Below are 19,116 nucleotides of genomic sequence, written 5' to 3'. Positions count from 1 at the left end.
ACGATCCTTATCCCTTGATGCCGCCGGAGGTCAGGCCGGACACGACGCGTTCCTGGAAGATCACGATCAGGACCGCGACGGGCACGATGCCAACGACAAGCGCGGCCGAGATCACCGGCCAGGGGAAAGCGAACTCGCCCTGATAGAGCGTGATGCCCACGGGGAGCGTGCGCAGGGCTGGGTTGGAATTGAACGAAAGCGCGAGCAGGAACTCGTCCCAGGCGTTCACGAAGGCCAGGATGCCTGCCGTGAACACGCCCGGCGCCGAGAGCGGCACGACAACCTTAAACAGCGCCCCGATGCGGGTGCATCCGTCAATCATGGCTGAGTTCTCAAGATCGCGCGGAATGCCCTCGAAGAATGAGACCAAGATCAGTGTGCAGACCGGCAGGCTCAGCACCGTATAGGGCAGGATCAGAGCCACCCAGGTGTTCAGCAGGCCAAGAGCCCGCATGATCTCGAAGAGCGGCACCAGCAGCGTGACGAGCGGGAACGTCGAAACGGCGATGATGGCTGACAGGATAAGATCCCGCCCCCGCAGCTGAAGCCGGGCGAGCGCATAGGCCGCCAGCACGGATATGAAGAGCGTCAGCGCGGTTGAAAGGATCGCCACCATGAAGCTGTTGAACAGGAACAGCAGGAGGGGTTGGTCCGTGAAGGCGCGCAGGTAGTTTGCGATCGTCGGCGCGTGAGGCAGCCAGGTAATCGGCTTCAAGGTCAGCTCGGTTTCCGTCTTGAGCGATGTGAACAGGATCCACAAGGCCGGGAACATGCCGTTCACGACCAGGATGAAGCCAATCAGGATGCGCAGCGGCTTACCGGAGAAGAGCGAGCGGTTAGCGGTCGTATCGTGGCTCATGGCTGTCACCCCTTGGCCCGGATCATGCGCAGGTAGACCGCCGTGACGCCCATGGAGAGGGCGAACATGACGACTGCGAGCGCCGAACCGTAGCCGAGATCGAGGAAATCGACCGTGTTCTGGTGGATATACATGGCGAGCGTCGATGTGGAGGTGCCCGGACCGCCGCGTGTCATCGTGAAGGGTATGTCGAAGGTCTGAAGCGCCGTGATGGTGCGGAAGATCAGAGCAACGACGATGGCAGGCTTGAGCAGCGGAAGCGTGATCTCGAAAAACTGCCTCAGGCGCCCTGCCCCATCGACATCTGCCGCCTCATAGAGGGAGCGCGGAATTGTCTGGAGACCGGCGAGAATGATGAGCGCCATGAAGGACGAGGTCTTCCAGATGATCGTCAGGCAGATCGCGGCAAAAGCCCAGTTGGCGGAGTTGAACCAGATCACCCCCTCAATGCCTAGGCGCCGAAGCACGTCGTTCACGACGCCATATTCGGAATGGAAGAACCAAGCGAAGATGAGGCCGGCGAATGAGAGCGGCAGCGCCCAGGGAATCAGAAGCGAGAGCCGAACCGGCCATTTCACGTTGAACGGCAGGTTGGCCATCAAAGCGAGAGCGAGACCCACTAAGAGTGCGCCTGGAACGGTGATGAGCGTGATGAGAACCGTGTTCCAGGTCGTTTCCCAGAACACAGGATCCTCCAGCACAAGGGTATAGTTCTCAAGCCCGGCGAAGGTCGCCGGAACACCGGAGGTGAGCGAAAGGTTCTGGAAGCTCGTCCAGATCAGCCGGCAAACCGGATAGACGATGATGAGCGTCAGCAGGAGCGCTGCCGGCATCAGCAGCAGCACGGCCAGAGTGCGCTCGCTCGGATCGAGGAACCGCGTCCACCACTTGGTGCCGCTCTCATTGTGCGTGGTCACTAGGGTCGTTTCGCTGGCCGTTGCCATCACGATCATCCTGCCCGGTTGCAACGTTGGGGTGACGGACGCCCTTGGGCGTCCGTCAAACATCGAAGGCGACGTGCCTTAGCGCAGCACGCGGCGCAGGCGGCCTTCCATCTGCGTGGCGCCTTCCTCAGGGGTCGACTGGCCGGCCAGAACGCCGTTGACGGTGGTGCGGATGATCTCGCTCACCTCATTGTAACGCGGCGTCACAGGTCGAGCCTTTGCCGTCTCGACAACGGGCTTGGCATTCGCGAACCACGGCACAGCCTTGGTCACGTCCGCATCGGTGTAGACTTCGGGGAATTGCGGAAGCAGTGCGGCATTGATCGCCATGAACTCCGAGATTTCGGGGCTCGAGAGATACTGGACGAATTTCTGCGCCTCCGTCTTGTTGTTGGAATAGGCGGATACACCCCATTCCCAACCGCCTAGGCAGGAAGCCGGCTGTCCACCCTGAACCGCAGGCAGTTTCACGACGCCGACCTTGTTCTTCACGGCCGATTCAGCGCCCTGAAACTGACCCCAGGCGTAGGACCAGTTCACCGCGAAGAGTACATTGCCGGCCTGGAATTCCTTGCGGGTGTCGTCGGTCGCCACTTCGGCGATGTTTTTCTTGGCGACACCCTGATCGACGAAGTCCTTCCAAAGCTTCAGCGATTTCACGGCCGCCTCCTTGTCGAAGGAGAGCTTGCCGTCGGACACGAGCTGCTTGCCCATGCTCCAGTATGGCAGAAGGAACGTGCACACGGCACCTTCGATTGCCTTGCCCTGGAAGGACAGGCCCTGAAGGTTCGGATCCTTCTCGGCGTCAGCAACCTTTTTGGCGGCGGCGGCGAGTTCGTCCCAGGTCTGCGGCGGCTGGATACCGTGCTTTTCGAGAAGATCTTTGCGATAGTAGAGGAACATGGCGTCGGCGAAAGCCGGCAGCGCCACGACCTTGCCGTCGACCGTATTGGCCTCGGCGTAAGCTGGGAGATAGCGCTTCATGGCGCTGGCTGCATCGCTGCCGAGCACGTCGTTGAAGGGCACGGTCCAGCCGGCCGCCGCATATTGTGCCGGACGGATCACATCGAGGATCATGATATCGAGGGAGGAATCCTTCGCTGTCATGACGGTGTTGAGATACTGGGCCTGCTGCTCGGAGGTGTTGCCGCCCGTCTCAATCATCACTTTTACGTTCGCATTTTTGGCCTCGTACATGTCGAAGGCCTTGCGCCACACATCAGGGCGGTGCTGGCTCGATACGAAAACCCGCAGGTTCGTCTGCGCCATCGCAACGGATGCCGACAGAGTCACAGCCGCACCCGCTAGAAGCAATGTCATGGTTCTCTTCAAAGTCATCGTTTCCTCCATGGAAGTTTGACGATGCCGGTTCCTTGCCGGCATCCCTTTATTGACCTGCGCCTATCAGGCGAGGGCCCGTTCCGTTGCCGCATCGAACAGGTGGATCCGCGAAGGATCGACACCGATGGTAAGGTGTTCGCCGGGGCTTGGACGCATCTCCGGCGCAACGCGCGCCGTCAGCGTGGACGAGCCGAGGGTGAAGTGGATGAGCGTATCGGAGCCGAGCGGTTCGACGACCTGCACCCGGCCCGACAAGGCATGACCTTCACCGGCCGGCCCAAAGTGCTCCGGACGAATGCCGACGATCACGTCGCGCCCCTCAAGGGCAGCGGCTTTCCCGACGGAGTGGCTCTGGAGAGGAAGGCTGGCTCCACCGTCGAACATCATCTGCCCACCCTGAATCGTGCCATTGGCAAAATTCATGGCAGGCGAACCAATGAAGCCGCCGACGAAAACGCTGGCCGGTGAGTTGTAAACCTCGTCCGGGGTGCCGACTTGCTCGATCTCGCCCCCTCTAAGGATGACGATGCGGTCGGCGAGCGTCATCGCCTCCACCTGATCGTGGGTCACGTAGATGATGGTGGTGCCGATGGCCTGATGAAGGCGCTTGATCTCCGTGCGGACCTGGCCGCGCAGCTTGGCATCCAGATTTGAAAGCGGCTCGTCGAACAGGAACACCTGTGGGCGGCGTACGATGGCGCGGCCCATGGCGACGCGCTGGCGCTGGCCGCCGGAGAGCTGGCTCGGTTTTCTCTCGAGAAGCTGGGTGATTCCGAGCATCTCGGCCGCCTGCGTGATGCGTGGCTTGATCTCGGCAGAGGCAATCCCCCGCACCTTGAGGCTGAAGGCCATGTTTTCATAGACGGTCTTGTGCGGGTAGAGCGCGTAATCCTGAAACACCATAGCGATGTCGCGCTCGCGAGGCGGCAGTTTGTTCACCACCCGCTCGCCAATGCGGATCTCACCGCCGCTGATGCTTTCAAGGCCTGCGAGCATGCGCAGGGTCGTCGACTTGCCGCAGCCGGATGGCCCTACGAGCACCACGAACTCGCGGTCGGCAATTTCGAGGTCGATGCCCTTTACAATCTTCAGGGCACCGTAGGTCTTCTCAAGCTTGCGGAAGCTGACAGATGACATGCTCCCTCCCTGTTGCTTTGCGGCGCACTCAAATCCGGCGCGCCTGCATATCCGCCCCTGCGACGAGTCTCAGGATTCTCGGCTCATTGCGCCCATAATAGCGCTACGATAAATTCTAAGCAAGTGACTTTCTAAGAGGTCGATTTCCATTGCCGGAACGAGGCTTTTGGATAGGGAAATCTATAACCCTTTGTAAAATCGAATCACTGACACTATACTGACGGAAAGAATTCTCTCGAAGCGCTACGAAAAGGATAGCTGATGGAAGCTGACAGCAGCTTGCAGGATCGCGTACCCCGGAAGCGCCGCAAGATGCAGCGCGTGACCATGATGGACGTGGCCAAGCTCGCTCAGGTCTCCCCTTCCACGGTTTCCCTTTACCTTCGAAAGCCCGCTGCCGTTTCCCCTGCTGCAGGCCAGGAAATCGCCCGCGCGATCTCGACACTGGGCTATGTTCCCAATCTGGTGGCAGGAGGGCTTGCAGCAGCTTCCTCAAAAGTCGTCAGCATCATCGTACCCTCGATCCGCAATGCATTCTTTGCTGAAACGGTGTCGACCCTTCAGGCCGAATTGGCTGCGGAGGGCCTGCAGGTCATTCTCGGTCACAGCGAGTATGGAGAGGATCAGGAGGAGGCCCTGGTTCGAACCGCCCTCTCCTGGGCCCCGGCCGCCGTTGTTCTGACGGGCCTGTCGCACAGCACCGGGACCCGTAAGCTTTTACAGGCGAGTGGCGTTCCGGTCATCGAGATGTGGGAGATCGGCGGGAAGCCTATCGACATGGCTGTAGGGTTTTCACACCCGCAGGTCGGTGCCTCCGCCGCCCGGCACCTCCTGTCCAAGGAGGGCCGCTCCATCGCGTTCCTCGGCGCCCGCATGCAAGAGGATCATCGTGCAGCCAAGCGGGCGAGCGGCTTCGCCGAGGAGGCCAAGCGCGCGGCGGAGCACGTAACCTGTGAGATCATCAATCATCCGGGAGCAGCCACGGTCGAGGCCGGATCGCTCCTCTTGAGCCGTGCCCTACAACAGATTCCTGACCTCGACGGTATCGCCTGCTCGAACGATCTAATTGCCTTAGGTGCACTCTTCGAATGCCAGCGTCGGGGCATCGACGTGCCAGACAGGATTGCCGTGGTGGGATTTGGGGACCTCGACTTCAGTGCTTCGTGCATACCCTCCCTGACGACGATCCGCCCGTCCGGGGACCTGATAGGGAAGGAAGTCGCGCGCCTGATTCTCGCCGGCATCCATGGCGAACACCCTACAGGCGCCTCCCGCATCATCGACACCGGCCACGTTCTGGTCGAACGGCGAAGCACCTGATCAGACCCGCATTGCTCGAAGACGTTTCACCAAGGTCACATCACCTCTCCCCTGGTGTTCATGTGCCATCTGCGGCAGCCTGAACGCGCCGCGATCCATCGTCGGTCTGAATGTGGAGGAGTTGTTCGCATGGCCAATCGCCTAATCGCAGCCCGAGACCGTTTCGCGGCTCTTCACCCCGAGCAGCGGATCCTGATCAATGACCGCGAATGGGGTTATGTAGCCGTAGGAGATGCTGGTCCGTCACTGCTGCTCATTCCTGGAACGCTAGGCCGCGGCGACATTTTTTGGCAGCAGATCGAAGCCCTGGAACGCCGCGCCCGCATTATTGCCGTGACCTATCCCAAGAACGGTGGCGTGGCCGAATGGGCGAGCGATCTCGCGGAGCTTTGTGGCAGGAACGGCCTTGACCACGTTACGGTGCTCGGCTCCTCTCTCGGAGGATATCTGGCACAATACTTCGCTGCAACATATCCGCACATGACCGAGAGGCTTATCGCGGCCAACACCCTGCACTCGGTTGAAGGAATCGCGTCCCGACCGCCCTATTCCTCCGATCTCAATAAGGCACCGATCGGCGAACTCCGCGCCGGCTTCATTCGCGGCCTCGGCGCTTGGCGGGACGCTCATCCGAAGCAGGCGGAACTCATCGATCTTCTCATGGCTGAAGTCGGAGGGCGGATCCCGGAGCCAGAATTGCGCGCACGGCTGAACGCTCTGAAGCGCGGGCCGGAGTTGCCACATCTCAACCTGCCGCGGGACAAGATTGCAACGATCGAGAGCGCAGACGACCCTCTCATTCCGCCGTCGATGCGCGAAGCCGTTAGAGCGCGCCTGAAACCCTCAATCGCCTATCGTTTCGAATGGGGCGGGCACTTTCCCTATGTGGCGCGGCCGGATCTCTATGTAGCCCTGCTCGAAGAGCAACTGGGCCTACCCGTTACCCGAGAAAGCTGGAGCGACGGAGAGTTGCGGGCGCGATAGGAGCGCCCGGCGTTCCTGTCAGACCACACACTGCCATATGGGTATCAATTGACGATCAGCTTTGCGGCTTTGTCCCGTGGCAGACCTGTGGGGTGTTAATGTTCCAGTTCCCGCACTTATCGCAGGCCGTAGCCAGAAAACCGATGCTGATGACGAAAGCGGCGCGAACGAGTTGTTTCATGTGGAGCTCCCAGATGCGGCCCACCTATGGGAGAACATGTCCTGCCGCCAGTAAAGTGAATTCTCAAGCGCGGTCTCGCAGCCGTGCTGCCGTGAGAGGCGGCCGGTTCAGGCCGCCAGTCTCGCCTGCTGCATGTGAACGATCCGGCGGACCTCATCCCCATCGATCGTCTCGTGCTCTAGCAAGGCCTCTGTCAGAGAATCAAGTGCATCGCGGTTGTCCTTGATGCAGGTCTTTGCCGCCTCATACATATCGTCGATGATGCGCCGGATTTCCTGCTCGACTTCGCGCGGAAGATTATCGCCCGCACGGGTGACGCGAACCATGCCGATGGCCGGGCTCATGCCCCATTCGGTGACCATCCGGGTCACGATGTTGGTGGCGTGCGCGATGTCGCTGGCGGCGCCCGTCGTAACCTTCTTAGGACCGAACACGACCTCCTCGGCCGCACGGCCGCCCATGGCAACGATGAGATCCGCCTCGAGCTTCTCCACCGGGATGCAGAACCGATCATGCTCCGGCAAGCGCATGACGAGGCCAAGCGCTTGGCCATGGGGAATGATGGTAGCACTGTGCACTTGGTCGGACGCAGGCAGCAGGCTGGCGCAGAGCGCGTGCCCTGCCTCGTGCACGGCCACAAGTCGGCGCTCCTCATCGCTGATCACAAGAGAGCGGCGCTCGAGACCCATGATGATCTTGTTGCGGGCAGCCTCAAGGTGCTCACGGGTGACCTCCTCGGCTCCTTCGCGAGCAGCGAAGATCGCCGCCTCATTAATGAGGTTGCCGAGATCGGCACCCGAGAAGCCGGGCGTGCCCTTGGCGATGGAGGCAAGGCTCACGCCGTTCGTCAGCCGGACGTTGCGGGCATGAACATTCAGAATCGCCTCGCGGCCGCAAATGTCCGGCAGCCCAATATGAACCTGGCGGTCGAAGCGGCCAGGGCGCAGCAGCGCGGGATCGAGAACGTCAACCCTGTTCGTCGCGCCGATGACGATCACGCCTGCCGTGGTGTTGAAGCCGTCCATCTCCACAAGGAGTTGGTTCAGGGTGGCCTCGAACTCCCGGTCCGCGGCCGATCCCCCGCCCCCGCGCTTGCGGCCGATGGCGTCGATTTCGTCGATGAAGATCAGGCACGGGGCCTTCTTGCGTGCCTGTTCGAAGAGCTTCGACACGCGGCCCTTGGCGATGCCGATGAGAGGCGCCGAGAAATCGCTTCCCGACACTGCCATGAAGGAGACGCCCGCCTCGCCGGCCAAGGCCTTGGCGATCAGGGTCTTACCCGTTCCCGGAGGACCTACCATCAGCAGGCCACGGGGGATGCGGGCTCCGACCTTGGTGAAGGCGCCCGCGTCCTTCAGAAAGGCGATGACCTCCTGTAGCTCGGCCTTGGCCTCCTCCTGACCCGCGACGTCGTCGAAGCGGTTCGGGATGCTGCGAACCACCTTGGGCCAGCGGGAGGTCGGCTTGAAATCGGTCTGGATGGCTAGCATGGCGAGGACAGCCAGAACCAGCACGATGGGCACGACGATGCTCGCCATATGGGCCGCATCGAACCCAGGCTTCCTGAAATCGACCTCGGCACCGGAGGCGGTGATGCGCTCGATATAGTCGGCGCTCACGAGGCCGTTCGGCATGCGCACGAAGACATCCCTATCCGCTAGCGAGACGGACAGGCCGCCGCTCTCGATCACGACGCTCTGGACCTTTTTCTGGGTCAGCTCGCGCGTGAAATCCGAATAGGAGATCTCGGCGACCGGCTGGGCCAAATATCGGGGGGCGAGGAAGGCAGCCGCGGCGATGATCAGAGCAAAGATGGCGGCCGAAACGGCCACGCTTTTCCTGGACAAGAGCTGTCTTGCTTTTTCGAGAACGTTTGTCACCGGCGGCGCCCCCATAGCGCAGTTTGAGTTTTTTGGAGGAGCCGCTGTTTAGTTTATTTTGACGCAGTTCGCAGTACGGCGAATGGGCACACCCACCGGATAGAGGGGATTAAGACCCTCGGTTCAGGAGATCGCCGTATTCCTTGTGGCGACGAATCCAGGCAAATGCATAGCCGCACAGAGGCGTAATCTTCAGTCCCTCGGAGCGGGCAATCTCCGCCACGCCCCGCATGAGATCGCCGGCAGCCCCCGTTCCGCGTAAGGGGATGGCTGCTTCCACATGCCGGATCACCAGTTCGGACCCGCGCCGCTCATAGTTCGCGAAGGCGATCTGCCCATTGCGCTCCAACTCGAACCGGCGGCGGTTCACATTATCCCGAATGTCGCTGCTCATGGCTCAACCCACCTGATGAACATTATCGAAAGTGCAACGTGATCCTCCGGGCGGCGTTCCGCAAGCGGCCAAGCTTGGGGTCGGCGTCGCCATTCACAACTGAAGCGCGGCCTCCTTTACCCGAAGTTTCCGCGAATGGAGCTTCATCTAATGCGCTGTTCTCAATCCAAAGCCATCTTCCGTTCGAGCTTGGCTTTCACTTCACGCCACTCGTCCCGGATGATGCTGTAGACCGCCGTATCACGGATATGCCCATCGGGCATGATCATGTGCTGGCGCAGGATTCCATCGAGCTTGGCCCCGAGGCGCTCGATGGCGGCGCGGGACTGGTCGTTGAGGCGATGGGTTCGCAGTTCCACTGCGTTGCAGCCCAGCACCTCAAAAGCGTGCCGCAGCATGAGGAATTTTGCGTGGGTGTTGACGAAGGTCCGCTGCCAGGATTTCGCAATCCAGGTGGTGCCGATCTCGACCCGGTGGTTGGCGGCATCGATGTTCATGAACCGCGTCGAGCCGATAACCTGATTGCCCTCGTTCACGACAGTCGCGAAGGGCAGCGCAAGGCCAGCTTCCTGAAGTTCCAAGGCTTTCTGCACATAGGCATCGAAGCCCTCCGGCCGCGGCACGGTCGTGGTCTTCTTCTCCCAGAGCTCACCATCGCTGGCAGCCTCGCCGAGACCCGGAACGTCGGCAGGGCTCAAGGGGCGCAGGGTCAGGCGGTCTGTCGAGAGGATTACGGGCTCGATATGAAGCATGAGGAAGGTGCCTTATCCGATCTGCAGCTTTGTCTCCGATTCAGAGCAAGCCCGCAATGGCGAAGGCAGCATCAGGAGACGATCAGTCTCCTGATGTGTTGGTCGGCAACCGGTGCCGCCCGCGTCAGCCCAGCAGGTAGACGAGACCCGGCAGGCTCACCGCGAGAGCCGCCAGGGCCCAAGCACCTACTGCTGATTCCCAGGCGACATTGCCGGTCGCGTTCCGCAACCTTTGCGCGCAGGTCGAGGCGTCCATCGTGCGCCCGCTGAGGCACGAGCAGAGGGCGTAATGGGCCTGACCGTCGGAGAGCGCGAAATAGCGCATGGCATCGCCGAGCCTGTCGCCTGCAAGGCCATCGGCGCGCAGAATCGGGTCCTCATAAGCGACTGTGAGTGGAGAGTTGTCCTCTCGGATCAACGCCCTCTCCGCCGGCGGCTTGTACTCGATTTCGCCAAGGGAGTTCAGGGAGCGTTTCGGATCGCGTTCGAGCAGGTCGATCCAACGCTGAAGTCGTTCCTCGCGGGATAATGATCTTGGCTGAATGTCGGCTACGCTACGGAGCTGATCAAGATGCTTGTGTTCCATCGATCTCCCTCCTTGCCGAGCAGTGGGCCCGAAAGTGGACGTGCACCTCCGGGTTTCCTCCGATGCTCAGTCCTCAATGCTCAGACAACCGGATGGCTGAGTGAGATGGACCGATGCTGCGCCGGCCGCGCGGCGAAAGTGCGACAGGATGGGAAATCGGCCAGCCTTGAGTTAGTTTGGAAGTCTCACGCGTGCACGGAGCAGGGCTATGGCGGCAAGCGCGGACAATAGCGGTAGACGGGGCAGGCATTTGTGGCGGATGGCGCCCTGGATTGTCGCAGCGCTCCTCTGGCTGCTGCCGCTAGTCGCCATGATGTTCACCGATGAAGCGAACTGGGGTGAGACTGATTTCATCGTGTTTGGCACCATGCTGCTCGGCGCCTGCGGCACCTACGAGCTTGCCGAAAAGGTGGCTGGGGGTATCGCCTATCGAGCCGCCGTCGGCGTTACGGTCGTAGCGGCCTTCATCCTCATCTGGATGAGCCTTGCCGTTGGCATCATCGGGGCTGAGGATTACCCGGCCAACCTGATGTATGGCGGTGTGCTCGCCATCGCGGTTCTTGGCGGCTTCATCGTACGTTTACAGCCTCATGGCATGGCGCAGGTCTTGGTCGCAACGGCGCTCGCTCAAACACTGGTCGGAATCATCGCTCTGAGCGCCGGATTAGGCTCCACCGGGGGAAACTGGCCATGGGTGATCGTGGTCCTGACCGGTTTCTTTTCCGCCCTATGGCTCCTGTCGGCCTGGCTGTTCCGGAAAGCCGCGCAGGAGCCCGCTTTCGCAGGCGCAGCGCCATAGATACGGACTATCGAAGCGACGCCCTAGTCCTCGGGCGCCTCGACGATAGGGTCGTACTGGCTGGTATCCAGGCCCAGCAGATTGAAGCTCTGCTGCATGTGCGGTGGCAGCGGTGCCGTCACATCGATGGGCTTACCCGTCCGCGGATGGGCGATGACGATGCGGCGGGCCAGGAGGTGCAGCTTGTTCTGGATGCCGCCGGGCAGCTCCCAGTTCTCGATATCGAAATATTTCGGATCGCCGACAATGGGATGGCCGATATGCGCCGCGTGCGCACGCAGCTGGTGCGTGCGCCCGGTGACCGGTTTCAAAGAGAGCCAGGCGAGCTTCTGCGCCGCTGTATCGATGACCGCGTAATAGGTCAGCGCATGGCTTGCCCCCTCGTCGCCGTGCTGGGCCACCTTCATGCGAGCATCGCCCTCGTCACCTTCCTTCGTGAGATAGGTCGAGACCCTGCCTTGGCGCACGCGTGGCACGCCGGCAACCAGAGCCCAATAGATTTTGCGCGTGGTGCGAGCGCGGAAGGATTTTGCCATGGTGGACGCTGCAAAGCGTGTCTTGGCGATCACGAGGCAGCCGGCCGTGTCCTTGTCGAGACGGTGCACGAGACGCGGCTTCTGGCCATCCTCGCCGGTGAGGGAATTGAGCATTCCGTCCACATGCCGCTTGGTGCCGGATCCGCCCTGGACGGCAAGTCCCATCGGCTTGTTGATGATGAGGACATCCTTGTCCTCATAAAGCGTGATCGATTTCAGGAAATCGCGTTCGTCCTGATCCTTGGCCGGGCTGCGGGAGACCGGACGCTGCTGGTCGAGCTTCAGCGGCGGCACCCGAACCTTCTGGCCGGCTACGAGCCGCTCGTTGGGCTGCGCCCGCTTGCCGTCGATGCGCAGCTCGCCTTTGCGGACGATGCGCTGGATATGCGTGAAGGCGAGCTGCGGGAACCGCGCAACCAGAAAGCGGTCGACACGCATATCGGCCTCATCAGGCTCGACCACGAGGGTCTGCACGCCCGTTGCTAGAACCTCCTGGGCCGCTGCCCTAGCCTGAGCCCGCGTAGGCCCGCGCGCAGCCTCTGCGACCGTGGCCTTTGCCTGCGGCCGTGCCGCGGCGGGCTTTTCACGCGCGACCGCGGGTGCCCGCGTCTTGGCTGCAGCCGACTTCACGCCGCGCGGCTTCGCCGGGGCTTTGCGCGCGGGCTTATCCTCCCGGGAGCGAAAACCCTGCCGAGATTCCTTCCGCCCGCCACGGGCACCATTCTGTCCTGAACCACTTTTTCTCATGATCCGTGGGTACCAGAGCGCCACGCGGGCGGCAATCGGGGTTTAAGCCGTGAGCGTTCGGACCAACGCCAAGCCAGCGAGCAATCCGGCAATTGAGAGCGCAATCGAAGCGGCCACGTAGGCCGATGCAAGACCTGCCTGCCCCCGCTCCCAGATTAATACCGCATCGAGGGAGAAGGCCGAGAAGGTGGTGAAGCCACCAAGAATGCCCGTGGTCAGGAAGAGCCGCAGGGGCTGACTCCACCCCTCACCGGCCTTGAAGGCGAGCCAAGCCGCGATGGCACCCATGAGGAAGGAACCGACGATGTTCACCGTCAGCGTCCCCCATGGAAACGCCATCCCGCACAGGCGTACACAGCCGACATTCACCCCATGGCGCAGGGCGCCGCCGATGCCGGCGCCGAGGAAGACGAGGAGGTAGGCTTTCACAGACTAATCCTCGCCACCTTCGCCGCGTCGAGACCGGCGCAGTCTCTCCCACCAATCCAGACGTTTGCGGATCTCCCGCTCGAAGCCGCGGTCCACGGGCTCGTAGAACGATTGCCGCCCCAGCTTGTCCGGCCAGTAATCCTGGCCCGAGAAGGCATCCGGCTCATCGTGGTCATAGGCATAGCTCTCGCCGTAGCCGATCTGCTTCATGAGCTTAGTCGGGGCGTTCAGGATCGTCTTCGGCGGCATGAGGGAGCCGTGTTCCTTCGCAATCCGCGTGGCGGACTTGTAGGCGGTGTAGAGGGCATTCGATTTCGGCGCGGTGGCGAGGTAGACCGCCGCTTGGGCCAAGGCCAGTTCCCCCTCCGGCGAGCCGAGGAAATCGAAGGCGTCCTTGGCCGCATTGGCGATGACGAGCGCCTGCGGATCGGCCATGCCGATGTCCTCCACAGCCGCCCGCACCAGTCGGCGAGCGATGAAGAGCCTGTCTTCGCCAGCGTCCAGCATTCGGGTCAGGTAATAGAGCGCCGCATCCGGATCGGAGCCGCGGATGGTTTTGTGCAGGGCGGAGATGAGGTTGTAATGCCCCTCCTGCCCCTTGTCGTAGATGGGGGCCCGGCGCTGGATGATCTCCTGCAGCTGCTCAGCATCGAAAGTCTCGCCGGGCTTGGCCGAGCGCCAGACCTCCTCGGCAAGCGTCAGCACGGCCCGCCCGTCACCATCCGCCATGCGCACGAGGGAAGCTCTCGCCTCCTCGTCGAGCGGAAGGCTCTTGCCCGTGATCTCCTCGGCACGAAGCAGAATTTTCTGGATTGCCTCTTCGTAGAGGGACTTGAACAGGAGCACGCGAGCCCGGGAGAGGAGCGCTGCATTCAGCTCGAAGGATGGATTTTCGGTGGTCGCCCCGACCAGGGTGATCGTGCCGTCTTCCATGACCGGCAGGAAGGCGTCGAGCTGGGCGCGGTTGAAGCGATGGATCTCGTCCACGAAGAGCAGTGTCCCCGTGCCCATGGATCGGCGGTGACGTGCCGCCTCGAACACCTTCTTGAGGTCCGCCACGCCGGAGAAGATCGCCGAGATCTGGTCGAAATGCAGATCCGTCTCATAGGCCATCAGCCGGGCGACCGTGGTCTTGCCGGTGCCGGGCGGTCCCCAGAAAATCAGGGAGCCGAGGGACTTCGAGGCGATGAGCCGGGTGAGGATGCCATCCTGCCCCACGAGATGGTCCTGGCCGACCACTTCGGAGAGCTTGGTAGGCCGCAACCTGTCCGCCAGCGGACGGGGGGCGTTCTGGTCGAGGCCGGCGGAGGAGAACAGGTCACTCATGATGCACAGGGACTCAAAATCTTGTCCCTTATCAATAACCGATCCATAAGCCGCCGTCGCGCTTAACGGCCGAGTACCGTAGTGAAGGTACGCCCGCCGCGGCTCACGGTGATCTCCCAATAGCCGCCATTGCGGTTGATCAGGCTATCTGCATCCCGCGTATTCGCAACCCGATCGCCATTGATGGCGACGATCTGGTCGCCCTTCTCGAACCCGACGCTGGCGGCGACGCTGCGCTCCTCCAAGTCGGCCACCACGACGCCATCATCTGCCACGTCGATCTGCAGTTCGTCGGCGACCGCCGGCGACATGTTGACGAGGGTCGCGCCGGCAAATGGCGTCCGTCCGCGGCTGCGTACCGGATCCCGCAGCGGGTTCTCGGGCGGCGGCATGAGCTTGACCTGGATCGTGCTCCGCTTGCCGCCGCGCAGAACAGTCAGAGGCGCCTGCCCCTGAGTACCCTTGAGAGTGAAGCGGTAGCCGAAGGAATCCGGGTTATCGACCGGTTGCCCGTCGACCTCCAGGATAGCGTCGCCACGCTTAAGTCCTGCGTCCGCGGCAGGGCCCTTATCATAGACGGACGTGACGAGAACGCCGGTTGGGCGCTCCAGGCCTAGCCCGGTAGCGATGTCGCCGTCGACGGGCTGGAGGCGAGCGCCGAGCCAGGGACGGACCACATTCTTGGCGCCACCCCTGGCTGAATTGAGTACCACACGGACCATGCTGGACGGCACGGCAAAGCCGATGCCGATGCTGCCACCGGAGCGGGAATAGATGGCCGTGTTAATGCCGACAACGCGGCCGTTCATGTCGATGAGGGCACCGCCCGAATTACCGGGGTTGATGGCCGCGTCCGTCTGGATGAAGAACTGGTAGTCGGAGATGCCCACCTGGGTCCGCGCCAGGGCCGACACGATGCCTTGCGTCACCGTCTGGCCCACACCGAACGGATTGCCGATAGCCAGCACGATGTCGCCCACCTGCAGAGCCTCCGAGTCGCCCAGCTCAACGGCCTGGAGGTTGGTGGCATCTTTCAGCTTGAGCACGGCGATATCCGTGCGGGAGTCGCGCAACAGGATATCGGCCTCGAATTCGCGGCGATCGGCCAGGGCCACCTTCACCTCGTTCATATTTTCGATCACGTGGTTGTTCGTGATCACGAGGCCCGAGGCATCGACGATGACGCCCGAACCGAGGGAGCTCTGGGATCGTCCGCGGGGAACGCCAGGCGCGTTGTCGCCAAAGAAGCGGCGGAAATATTCATCGATAGCCGCGTTCTGCCGGCGATCGTTCCGCTTGGCGTAAACGTTGACGACTGATCCTGCGGTCTGGCGCACGATGGGCGCGAAGGAGAGCTGGACCTGGGCCTTGTTCTCGGGCACGACCCGTTGCGTCTGGGCCTGCGTCCCACCAACTCCAAGAGCGAGCGCGGCAACAGTCACGGCAAAGCGAAGCAGCGAGAAGCGCATGGCCAAGAATCCCTCGTTCAGCGATGCCCTTCGATAAAGCGCCGTGCACGAAAGTCCAAGCTCTACCGGGAATATGGGGAGACGCATGCGCAAAGAAAAAGGGCGGCCTGAAAGCCGCCCTTAATGGGATCGCGGGAGCCGAGGGTTACTCGGCAGCCTCGATGATCTCTTCCTTCATGGTCGGGCCCGAATCCTGGCCGCGCGCATCCACGTCGCGGTCCACGAACTCGATCACGGCCAGGGGGGCATTGTCGCCGTAGCGGAAGCCGGCCTTCAGGACGCGGGTGTAGCCGCCGTTGCGATCGCCGTAGCGCTTGCCGAGAACGTCGAAAAGCTTCTTGACCATAGCTTGGTCGCGCAGCTTCGACATGGCGAGGCGGCGGGCATGCATGTCACCGCGCTTGCCCAGCGTGATCAGCTTCTCGACGACCGGACGCAGGTCCTTGGCCTTCGGGAGCGTCGTAACGATCTGCTCGTGCTTGATCAGCGCAGCCGCCATATTGGCGAACATGGCCTTGCGGTGTTCGGTCGTACGGTTGAAACGACGACCACGGAATCCGTGACGCATTGGCTTTCTCCTAGATCTTCCGGCCGCCGTGCCAAGGGACGGACCGTCTCTCTTTTGATCCGCCGGTTTCCGGCGGGGCTTGATCGAAGCCGCCCATCAAGAATGACGAGCGGCTTCGGAATTCTTAGTAGTGCTCTTCGAAGCGCTTCGCGAGATCTTCGATGTTCTCTGGCGGCCAGCCCGGCACGTCCATGCCGAGATGCAGGCCCATGCCGGCGAGAACTTCCTTGATCTCGTTAAGCGACTTGCGACCGAAGTTCGGGGTACGAAGCATCTCGGCTTCCGACTTCTGGATCAGGTCGCCGATATAGACGATGTTGTCGTTCTTGAGGCAATTTGCCGAACGGACCGACAGCTCGAGCTCGTCGACTTTCTTGAGGAGCGCAGGGTTGAACGGCAGCTGCGGCGCAGCGGCGGCGGCCTCTTCCTTGCGGGGCTCTTCGAAGTTGACGAAGACCTGGAGCTGGTCCTGCAGGATACGGGCGGCATAGGCCACGGCATCCTCAGGGGTCACGGCGCCATTGGTCTCGACCGTCATGATCAGCTTGTCGTAGTCGAGGATCTGGCCCTCACGGGTGTTCTCGATACGATAGGAGACCTTCTTCACCGGGCTGTAGAGCGAATCGACCGGGATCAGGCCGATCGGCGCGTCCTCGGTGCGGTTGCGCTCGGCGGGAACATAGCCCTTGCCGGTGTCGACCGTGAACTCCATGCGGATCTCGGCGCCCTCGTCGAGGGTGCAGAGCACGAGCTCGGGGTTCAGGATCTGAACGTCGCCGACCGTGTTGATGTCGCCAGCCGTCACGGCGCCAGGGCCGGTCTTGCGGAGCGTCATGCGCTTGGCGCCTTCGCTCTGCATCTTGATGGCGATCGTCTTCACGTTGAGGACGATGTCCGTCACGTCCTCGCGGACGCCCGGGATAGAGGAGAACTCGTGCAGCACGCCGTCGATATGGACCGCCGTAACAGCGGCCCCTTGGAGGGACGACAGCAGGACGCGACGCAGGGAGTTGCCGAGCGTCGTGCCGAAGCCACGCTCGAGCGGCTCCGCAATGACCGTCGCAATGCGCTTCGGATCGTCGCCCGGGGAGACTTCGAGCTTGTTCGGCTTAATCAGCTCTTGCCAGTTCTTTTGGATCACAACCACACCTCATGAGGTACGGCTTGAAGGGAGGCGCAGGGCCAGCCCTTTAAACCGGAACGCGCGTGGGCCTTGGACCCACGTGCCGGATAACCTTAGACGCGGCGACGCTTGCGCGGGCGGCAGCCATTGTGCGGGATCGGCGTGACGTCACGGATCGATGTGACGGTGAAGCCGGCCGACTGAAGGGCGCGCAGGGCGGACTCACGGCCGGAGCCGGGACCGGACACCTCGACCTCGAGGGTACGCATGCCGTGCTCGGAAGCCTTGCGGGCCGCATCTTCGGCAGCGATCTGAGCCGCATAGGGGGTCGACTTACGCGAACCCTTGAAACCCATCGCACCGGCGGAAGACCACGAAATCGTGTTGCCCTGGGCGTCGGTGATGGTGATCATGGTGTTGTTGAACGAGGCGTTCACATGCGCCACGCCGGAAACGATGTTCTTGCGTTCGCGGCGGCGGACGCGGGTAGTTTCTTTAGCCATTCCAAAGATCCTTCAAGCGCGCCCGTTATGCCAGGCGCTCGGGAGAAAGGGCCACCCACCAGGGGCGGCCGCAAAACCTTACTTCTTCTTGCCGGCGATCGGCTTCGATTTGCCCTTGCGGGTGCGGGCATTCGTGTGGGTGCGCTGACCGCGGACCGGGAGGCTGCGGCGGTGGCGCAGGCCACGGTAAGCGGCGAGGTCCATCAGGCGCTTGATGTTCATGGACACTTCGCGGCGCAGGTCGCCCTCGACGATGTAATCGCGGTCGATGGTCTCGCGGATGGCCAGAACCTCGGCGTCGGTCAGCTGGTTCACGCGGCGCTCGGCCGGGATGTTGACCTTCTCGACGATCTCCTGGGCCTTCTTGGGCCCAATGCCGTGAATATACTGAAGCGCGATCACAACGCGCTTGGCAGTCGGGATGTTGACGCCTGCAATACGGGCCATCGTCCGTCTCCATGTGGGAAGCAAAAGCTTCGGGTTATGATTATCGCGCGTCCGGTGGAGGCCGGCCCCTGCGCGGGTTCCTTATGCGAAAACACAACAATCCAGAGCGGCCTCTTATGAAGCCCTCTGGATATGCAGGTTCTTGTGCAAGAGCTTGCCCCTAACGGAAATTAACCCGTTCGTCAAGCCCCCGCCCGTCAGCGACCGAGGATTTCCTTGATTGCCTGGGTTACGTCATCGATGGGTTTCATGCCATCGACGGTCTTCAGCATGCCCGTGCGCTCGTAGTAAGCCGAGAGAGGGGCCGTCTGATTTTTGTAGGCGTCGAGCCGGGTCTTGAAGACCTCCGGATTGTCATCCTTGCGGACGGGCTCTCCTCGAGCTTCCGTCTCCTTGGCCCGCCTGACGATACGCTCGACCAGCTCGGCCTGGTTGACCTTGAACTCGATGACGGCATCGAGCTTCAGGCCCTTGTCCGCCAACATCCGGTCGAAAGCGTCGGCCTGCGCGACAGTCCTGGGAAAGCCGTCGAGGATGAAACCGCCCTTGGCGTCCTGCTCCTCGATCCGGTCCGCAATGATGCCGACAACAATGTCGTCCGACACCAAGTCACCCCGGTCCATGACAGCCTTGGCCTTGAGGCCGACCGGCGTGCCGGCGGCCACGGCTGCGCGGAGCATGTCGCCGGTTGACAGCTGAGGAATCCCCAGCCGCTCAACCAGACGCACGGCCTGAGTGCCTTTACCGGCCCCCGGCGGCCCCAGCAGGATGATCCTCATCGACGTCCCCCT

The 19,116-nt window shown here is 62.1% G+C and carries 20 protein-coding genes; 3 read left to right on the top strand and 17 right to left on the bottom strand.

Features of this window, described 5'->3' with window-relative positions:
* Positions 1-7: 7 nt before the first annotated feature.
* The 4 genes from I2H36_RS02670 to I2H36_RS02655 all read right to left on the bottom strand — a co-directional run bounded on the left by I2H36_RS02670 (position 8) and on the right by I2H36_RS02655 (position 4,281).
* Entirely contained in the window at positions 8-859 is an 852-nt protein-coding gene (locus tag I2H36_RS02670; protein WP_196262312.1) for a carbohydrate ABC transporter permease, read from the bottom strand.
* 5 nt (positions 860-864) lie between these two features.
* Positions 865-1,803 (bottom strand): carbohydrate ABC transporter permease, encoded by a 939-nt coding sequence (locus I2H36_RS02665; RefSeq protein WP_196262311.1) that lies wholly within the window; start codon positions 1,801-1,803, stop codon positions 865-867.
* Positions 1,804-1,881: 78 nt separating this feature from the next.
* The gene (locus I2H36_RS02660) at positions 1,882-3,141 is read right to left on the bottom strand and encodes an ABC transporter substrate-binding protein (protein WP_196262310.1); all 1,260 of its coding nucleotides are present in this window, start codon (positions 3,139-3,141) and stop codon (positions 1,882-1,884) included.
* Positions 3,142-3,207: 66 nt separating this feature from the next.
* Entirely contained in the window at positions 3,208-4,281 is a 1,074-nt protein-coding gene (locus I2H36_RS02655; RefSeq protein WP_196262309.1) for an ABC transporter ATP-binding protein, read from the bottom strand.
* Positions 4,282-4,542: 261 nt separating this feature from the next.
* On the opposite strand from I2H36_RS02655, the gene I2H36_RS02650 reads away from it, so the two are divergent.
* Both I2H36_RS02650 and I2H36_RS02645 read left to right on the top strand, forming a co-directional pair.
* On the top strand, positions 4,543-5,601 hold the full coding sequence (locus tag I2H36_RS02650; RefSeq protein ID WP_246718604.1) for a LacI family DNA-binding transcriptional regulator: 1,059 nt from the start codon (positions 4,543-4,545) through the stop codon (positions 5,599-5,601).
* A 129-nt stretch (positions 5,602-5,730) separates the two neighbouring features.
* Positions 5,731-6,585: an alpha/beta fold hydrolase gene (locus I2H36_RS02645; RefSeq protein ID WP_196262308.1), complete on the top strand. Its 855-nt coding sequence runs from the start codon at positions 5,731-5,733 to the stop codon at positions 6,583-6,585.
* Positions 6,586-6,873: 288 nt separating this feature from the next.
* Here the strand turns inward: I2H36_RS02645 and ftsH are convergent, their stop codons facing one another.
* From ftsH to I2H36_RS02625, 4 genes are all read right to left on the bottom strand, one after another.
* Entirely contained in the window at positions 6,874-8,598 is a 1,725-nt protein-coding gene (gene ftsH / locus I2H36_RS02640; protein WP_196262307.1) for an ATP-dependent zinc metalloprotease FtsH, read from the bottom strand.
* A 157-nt stretch (positions 8,599-8,755) separates the two neighbouring features.
* Positions 8,756-9,040 (bottom strand): GNAT family N-acetyltransferase, encoded by a 285-nt coding sequence (locus tag I2H36_RS02635; RefSeq protein WP_196262306.1) that lies wholly within the window; start codon positions 9,038-9,040, stop codon positions 8,756-8,758.
* Positions 9,041-9,201: 161 nt separating this feature from the next.
* Positions 9,202-9,792, bottom strand: a complete 591-nt coding sequence (locus I2H36_RS02630; RefSeq protein ID WP_196262305.1) for a GNAT family N-acetyltransferase — start codon at positions 9,790-9,792, stop codon at positions 9,202-9,204.
* A gap of 124 nt (positions 9,793-9,916) precedes the next feature.
* Positions 9,917-10,378 (bottom strand): hypothetical protein, encoded by a 462-nt coding sequence (locus I2H36_RS02625; RefSeq protein ID WP_196262304.1) that lies wholly within the window; start codon positions 10,376-10,378, stop codon positions 9,917-9,919.
* A 259-nt stretch (positions 10,379-10,637) separates the two neighbouring features.
* Here I2H36_RS02625 and I2H36_RS02620 point away from each other — a divergent pair, with 259 nt between their 5' ends.
* Positions 10,638-11,177 carry a hypothetical protein gene (locus tag I2H36_RS02620; protein ID WP_246718602.1) on the top strand — a complete coding sequence of 180 codons (540 nt, stop codon included), beginning with the start codon at positions 10,638-10,640 and terminating at the stop codon, positions 11,175-11,177.
* 23 nt (positions 11,178-11,200) lie between these two features.
* On the opposite strand, the gene I2H36_RS02615 is transcribed toward I2H36_RS02620, so the two are convergent.
* From I2H36_RS02615 to I2H36_RS02575, 9 genes are all read right to left on the bottom strand, one after another.
* Positions 11,201-12,460, bottom strand: a complete 1,260-nt coding sequence (locus I2H36_RS02615; protein ID WP_196262302.1) for an RluA family pseudouridine synthase — start codon at positions 12,458-12,460, stop codon at positions 11,201-11,203.
* 42 nt (positions 12,461-12,502) lie between these two features.
* The gene (gene crcB, locus I2H36_RS02610) at positions 12,503-12,889 is read right to left on the bottom strand and encodes a fluoride efflux transporter CrcB (protein ID WP_196262301.1); all 387 of its coding nucleotides are present in this window, start codon (positions 12,887-12,889) and stop codon (positions 12,503-12,505) included.
* Between the two features lie 3 nt (positions 12,890-12,892).
* Positions 12,893-14,215 (bottom strand): replication-associated recombination protein A, encoded by a 1,323-nt coding sequence (locus I2H36_RS02605; RefSeq protein ID WP_196262300.1) that lies wholly within the window; start codon positions 14,213-14,215, stop codon positions 12,893-12,895.
* Positions 14,216-14,277: 62 nt separating this feature from the next.
* The gene (locus tag I2H36_RS02600; RefSeq protein ID WP_196262299.1) at positions 14,278-15,684 is read right to left on the bottom strand and encodes a Do family serine endopeptidase; all 1,407 of its coding nucleotides are present in this window, start codon (positions 15,682-15,684) and stop codon (positions 14,278-14,280) included.
* 145 nt (positions 15,685-15,829) lie between these two features.
* Positions 15,830-16,252 (bottom strand): 50S ribosomal protein L17, encoded by a 423-nt coding sequence (gene rplQ / locus I2H36_RS02595; RefSeq protein WP_196262298.1) that lies wholly within the window; start codon positions 16,250-16,252, stop codon positions 15,830-15,832.
* A gap of 124 nt (positions 16,253-16,376) precedes the next feature.
* Positions 16,377-17,399 (bottom strand): DNA-directed RNA polymerase subunit alpha, encoded by a 1,023-nt coding sequence (locus I2H36_RS02590; RefSeq protein ID WP_425523264.1) that lies wholly within the window; start codon positions 17,397-17,399, stop codon positions 16,377-16,379.
* An 89-nt stretch (positions 17,400-17,488) separates the two neighbouring features.
* Positions 17,489-17,878 carry a 30S ribosomal protein S11 gene (rpsK, locus tag I2H36_RS02585; protein WP_196262296.1) on the bottom strand — a complete coding sequence of 130 codons (390 nt, stop codon included), beginning with the start codon at positions 17,876-17,878 and terminating at the stop codon, positions 17,489-17,491.
* A gap of 78 nt (positions 17,879-17,956) precedes the next feature.
* Positions 17,957-18,325: a 30S ribosomal protein S13 gene (rpsM, locus tag I2H36_RS02580; protein ID WP_036353015.1), complete on the bottom strand. Its 369-nt coding sequence runs from the start codon at positions 18,323-18,325 to the stop codon at positions 17,957-17,959.
* Positions 18,326-18,522: 197 nt separating this feature from the next.
* A complete protein-coding gene (locus I2H36_RS02575; protein WP_196262295.1) occupies positions 18,523-19,104 on the bottom strand; it encodes an adenylate kinase in 582 nt (193 codons plus the stop codon).
* Between the last annotated feature and the right edge of the window lie 12 nt (positions 19,105-19,116).

This window comes from Microvirga terrestris (assembly GCF_015694425.1).
Classification (GTDB): Bacteria; Pseudomonadota; Alphaproteobacteria; order Rhizobiales; family Beijerinckiaceae; genus Microvirga; species Microvirga terrestris.
This window is presented reverse-complemented; position numbering and strand designations above follow the sequence as displayed.

Coding starts and splice junctions, on each gene's coding strand:
- I2H36_RS02670 (WP_196262312.1), bottom strand. CDS start 859: ATGAGCCACGATACGACCGCTAACCGCTCGCTCTTCTCCGGTAAGCCG.
- I2H36_RS02665 (WP_196262311.1), bottom strand. CDS start 1,803: ATGGCAACGGCCAGCGAAACGACCCTAGTGACCACGCACAATGAGAGC.
- I2H36_RS02660 (WP_196262310.1), bottom strand. CDS start 3,141: ATGACTTTGAAGAGAACCATGACATTGCTTCTAGCGGGTGCGGCTGTG.
- I2H36_RS02655 (WP_196262309.1), bottom strand. CDS start 4,281: ATGTCATCTGTCAGCTTCCGCAAGCTTGAGAAGACCTACGGTGCCCTG.
- I2H36_RS02650 (WP_246718604.1), top strand. CDS start 4,543: ATGGAAGCTGACAGCAGCTTGCAGGATCGCGTACCCCGGAAGCGCCGC.
- I2H36_RS02645 (WP_196262308.1), top strand. CDS start 5,731: ATGGCCAATCGCCTAATCGCAGCCCGAGACCGTTTCGCGGCTCTTCAC.
- I2H36_RS02635 (WP_196262306.1), bottom strand. CDS start 9,040: ATGAGCAGCGACATTCGGGATAATGTGAACCGCCGCCGGTTCGAGTTG.
- I2H36_RS02630 (WP_196262305.1), bottom strand. CDS start 9,792: ATGCTTCATATCGAGCCCGTAATCCTCTCGACAGACCGCCTGACCCTG.
- I2H36_RS02625 (WP_196262304.1), bottom strand. CDS start 10,378: ATGGAACACAAGCATCTTGATCAGCTCCGTAGCGTAGCCGACATTCAG.
- I2H36_RS02620 (WP_246718602.1), top strand. CDS start 10,638: ATGGCGCCCTGGATTGTCGCAGCGCTCCTCTGGCTGCTGCCGCTAGTC.
- I2H36_RS02615 (WP_196262302.1), bottom strand. CDS start 12,460: ATGAGAAAAAGTGGTTCAGGACAGAATGGTGCCCGTGGCGGGCGGAAG.
- I2H36_RS02605 (WP_196262300.1), bottom strand. CDS start 14,215: ATGAGTGACCTGTTCTCCTCCGCCGGCCTCGACCAGAACGCCCCCCGT.
- I2H36_RS02600 (WP_196262299.1), bottom strand. CDS start 15,684: ATGCGCTTCTCGCTGCTTCGCTTTGCCGTGACTGTTGCCGCGCTCGCT.
- rplQ (WP_196262298.1), bottom strand. CDS start 16,252: ATGCGTCACGGATTCCGTGGTCGTCGTTTCAACCGTACGACCGAACAC.
- rpsK (WP_196262296.1), bottom strand. CDS start 17,878: ATGGCTAAAGAAACTACCCGCGTCCGCCGCCGCGAACGCAAGAACATC.
- rpsM (WP_036353015.1), bottom strand. CDS start 18,325: ATGGCCCGTATTGCAGGCGTCAACATCCCGACTGCCAAGCGCGTTGTG.
- I2H36_RS02575 (WP_196262295.1), bottom strand. CDS start 19,104: ATGAGGATCATCCTGCTGGGGCCGCCGGGGGCCGGTAAAGGCACTCAG.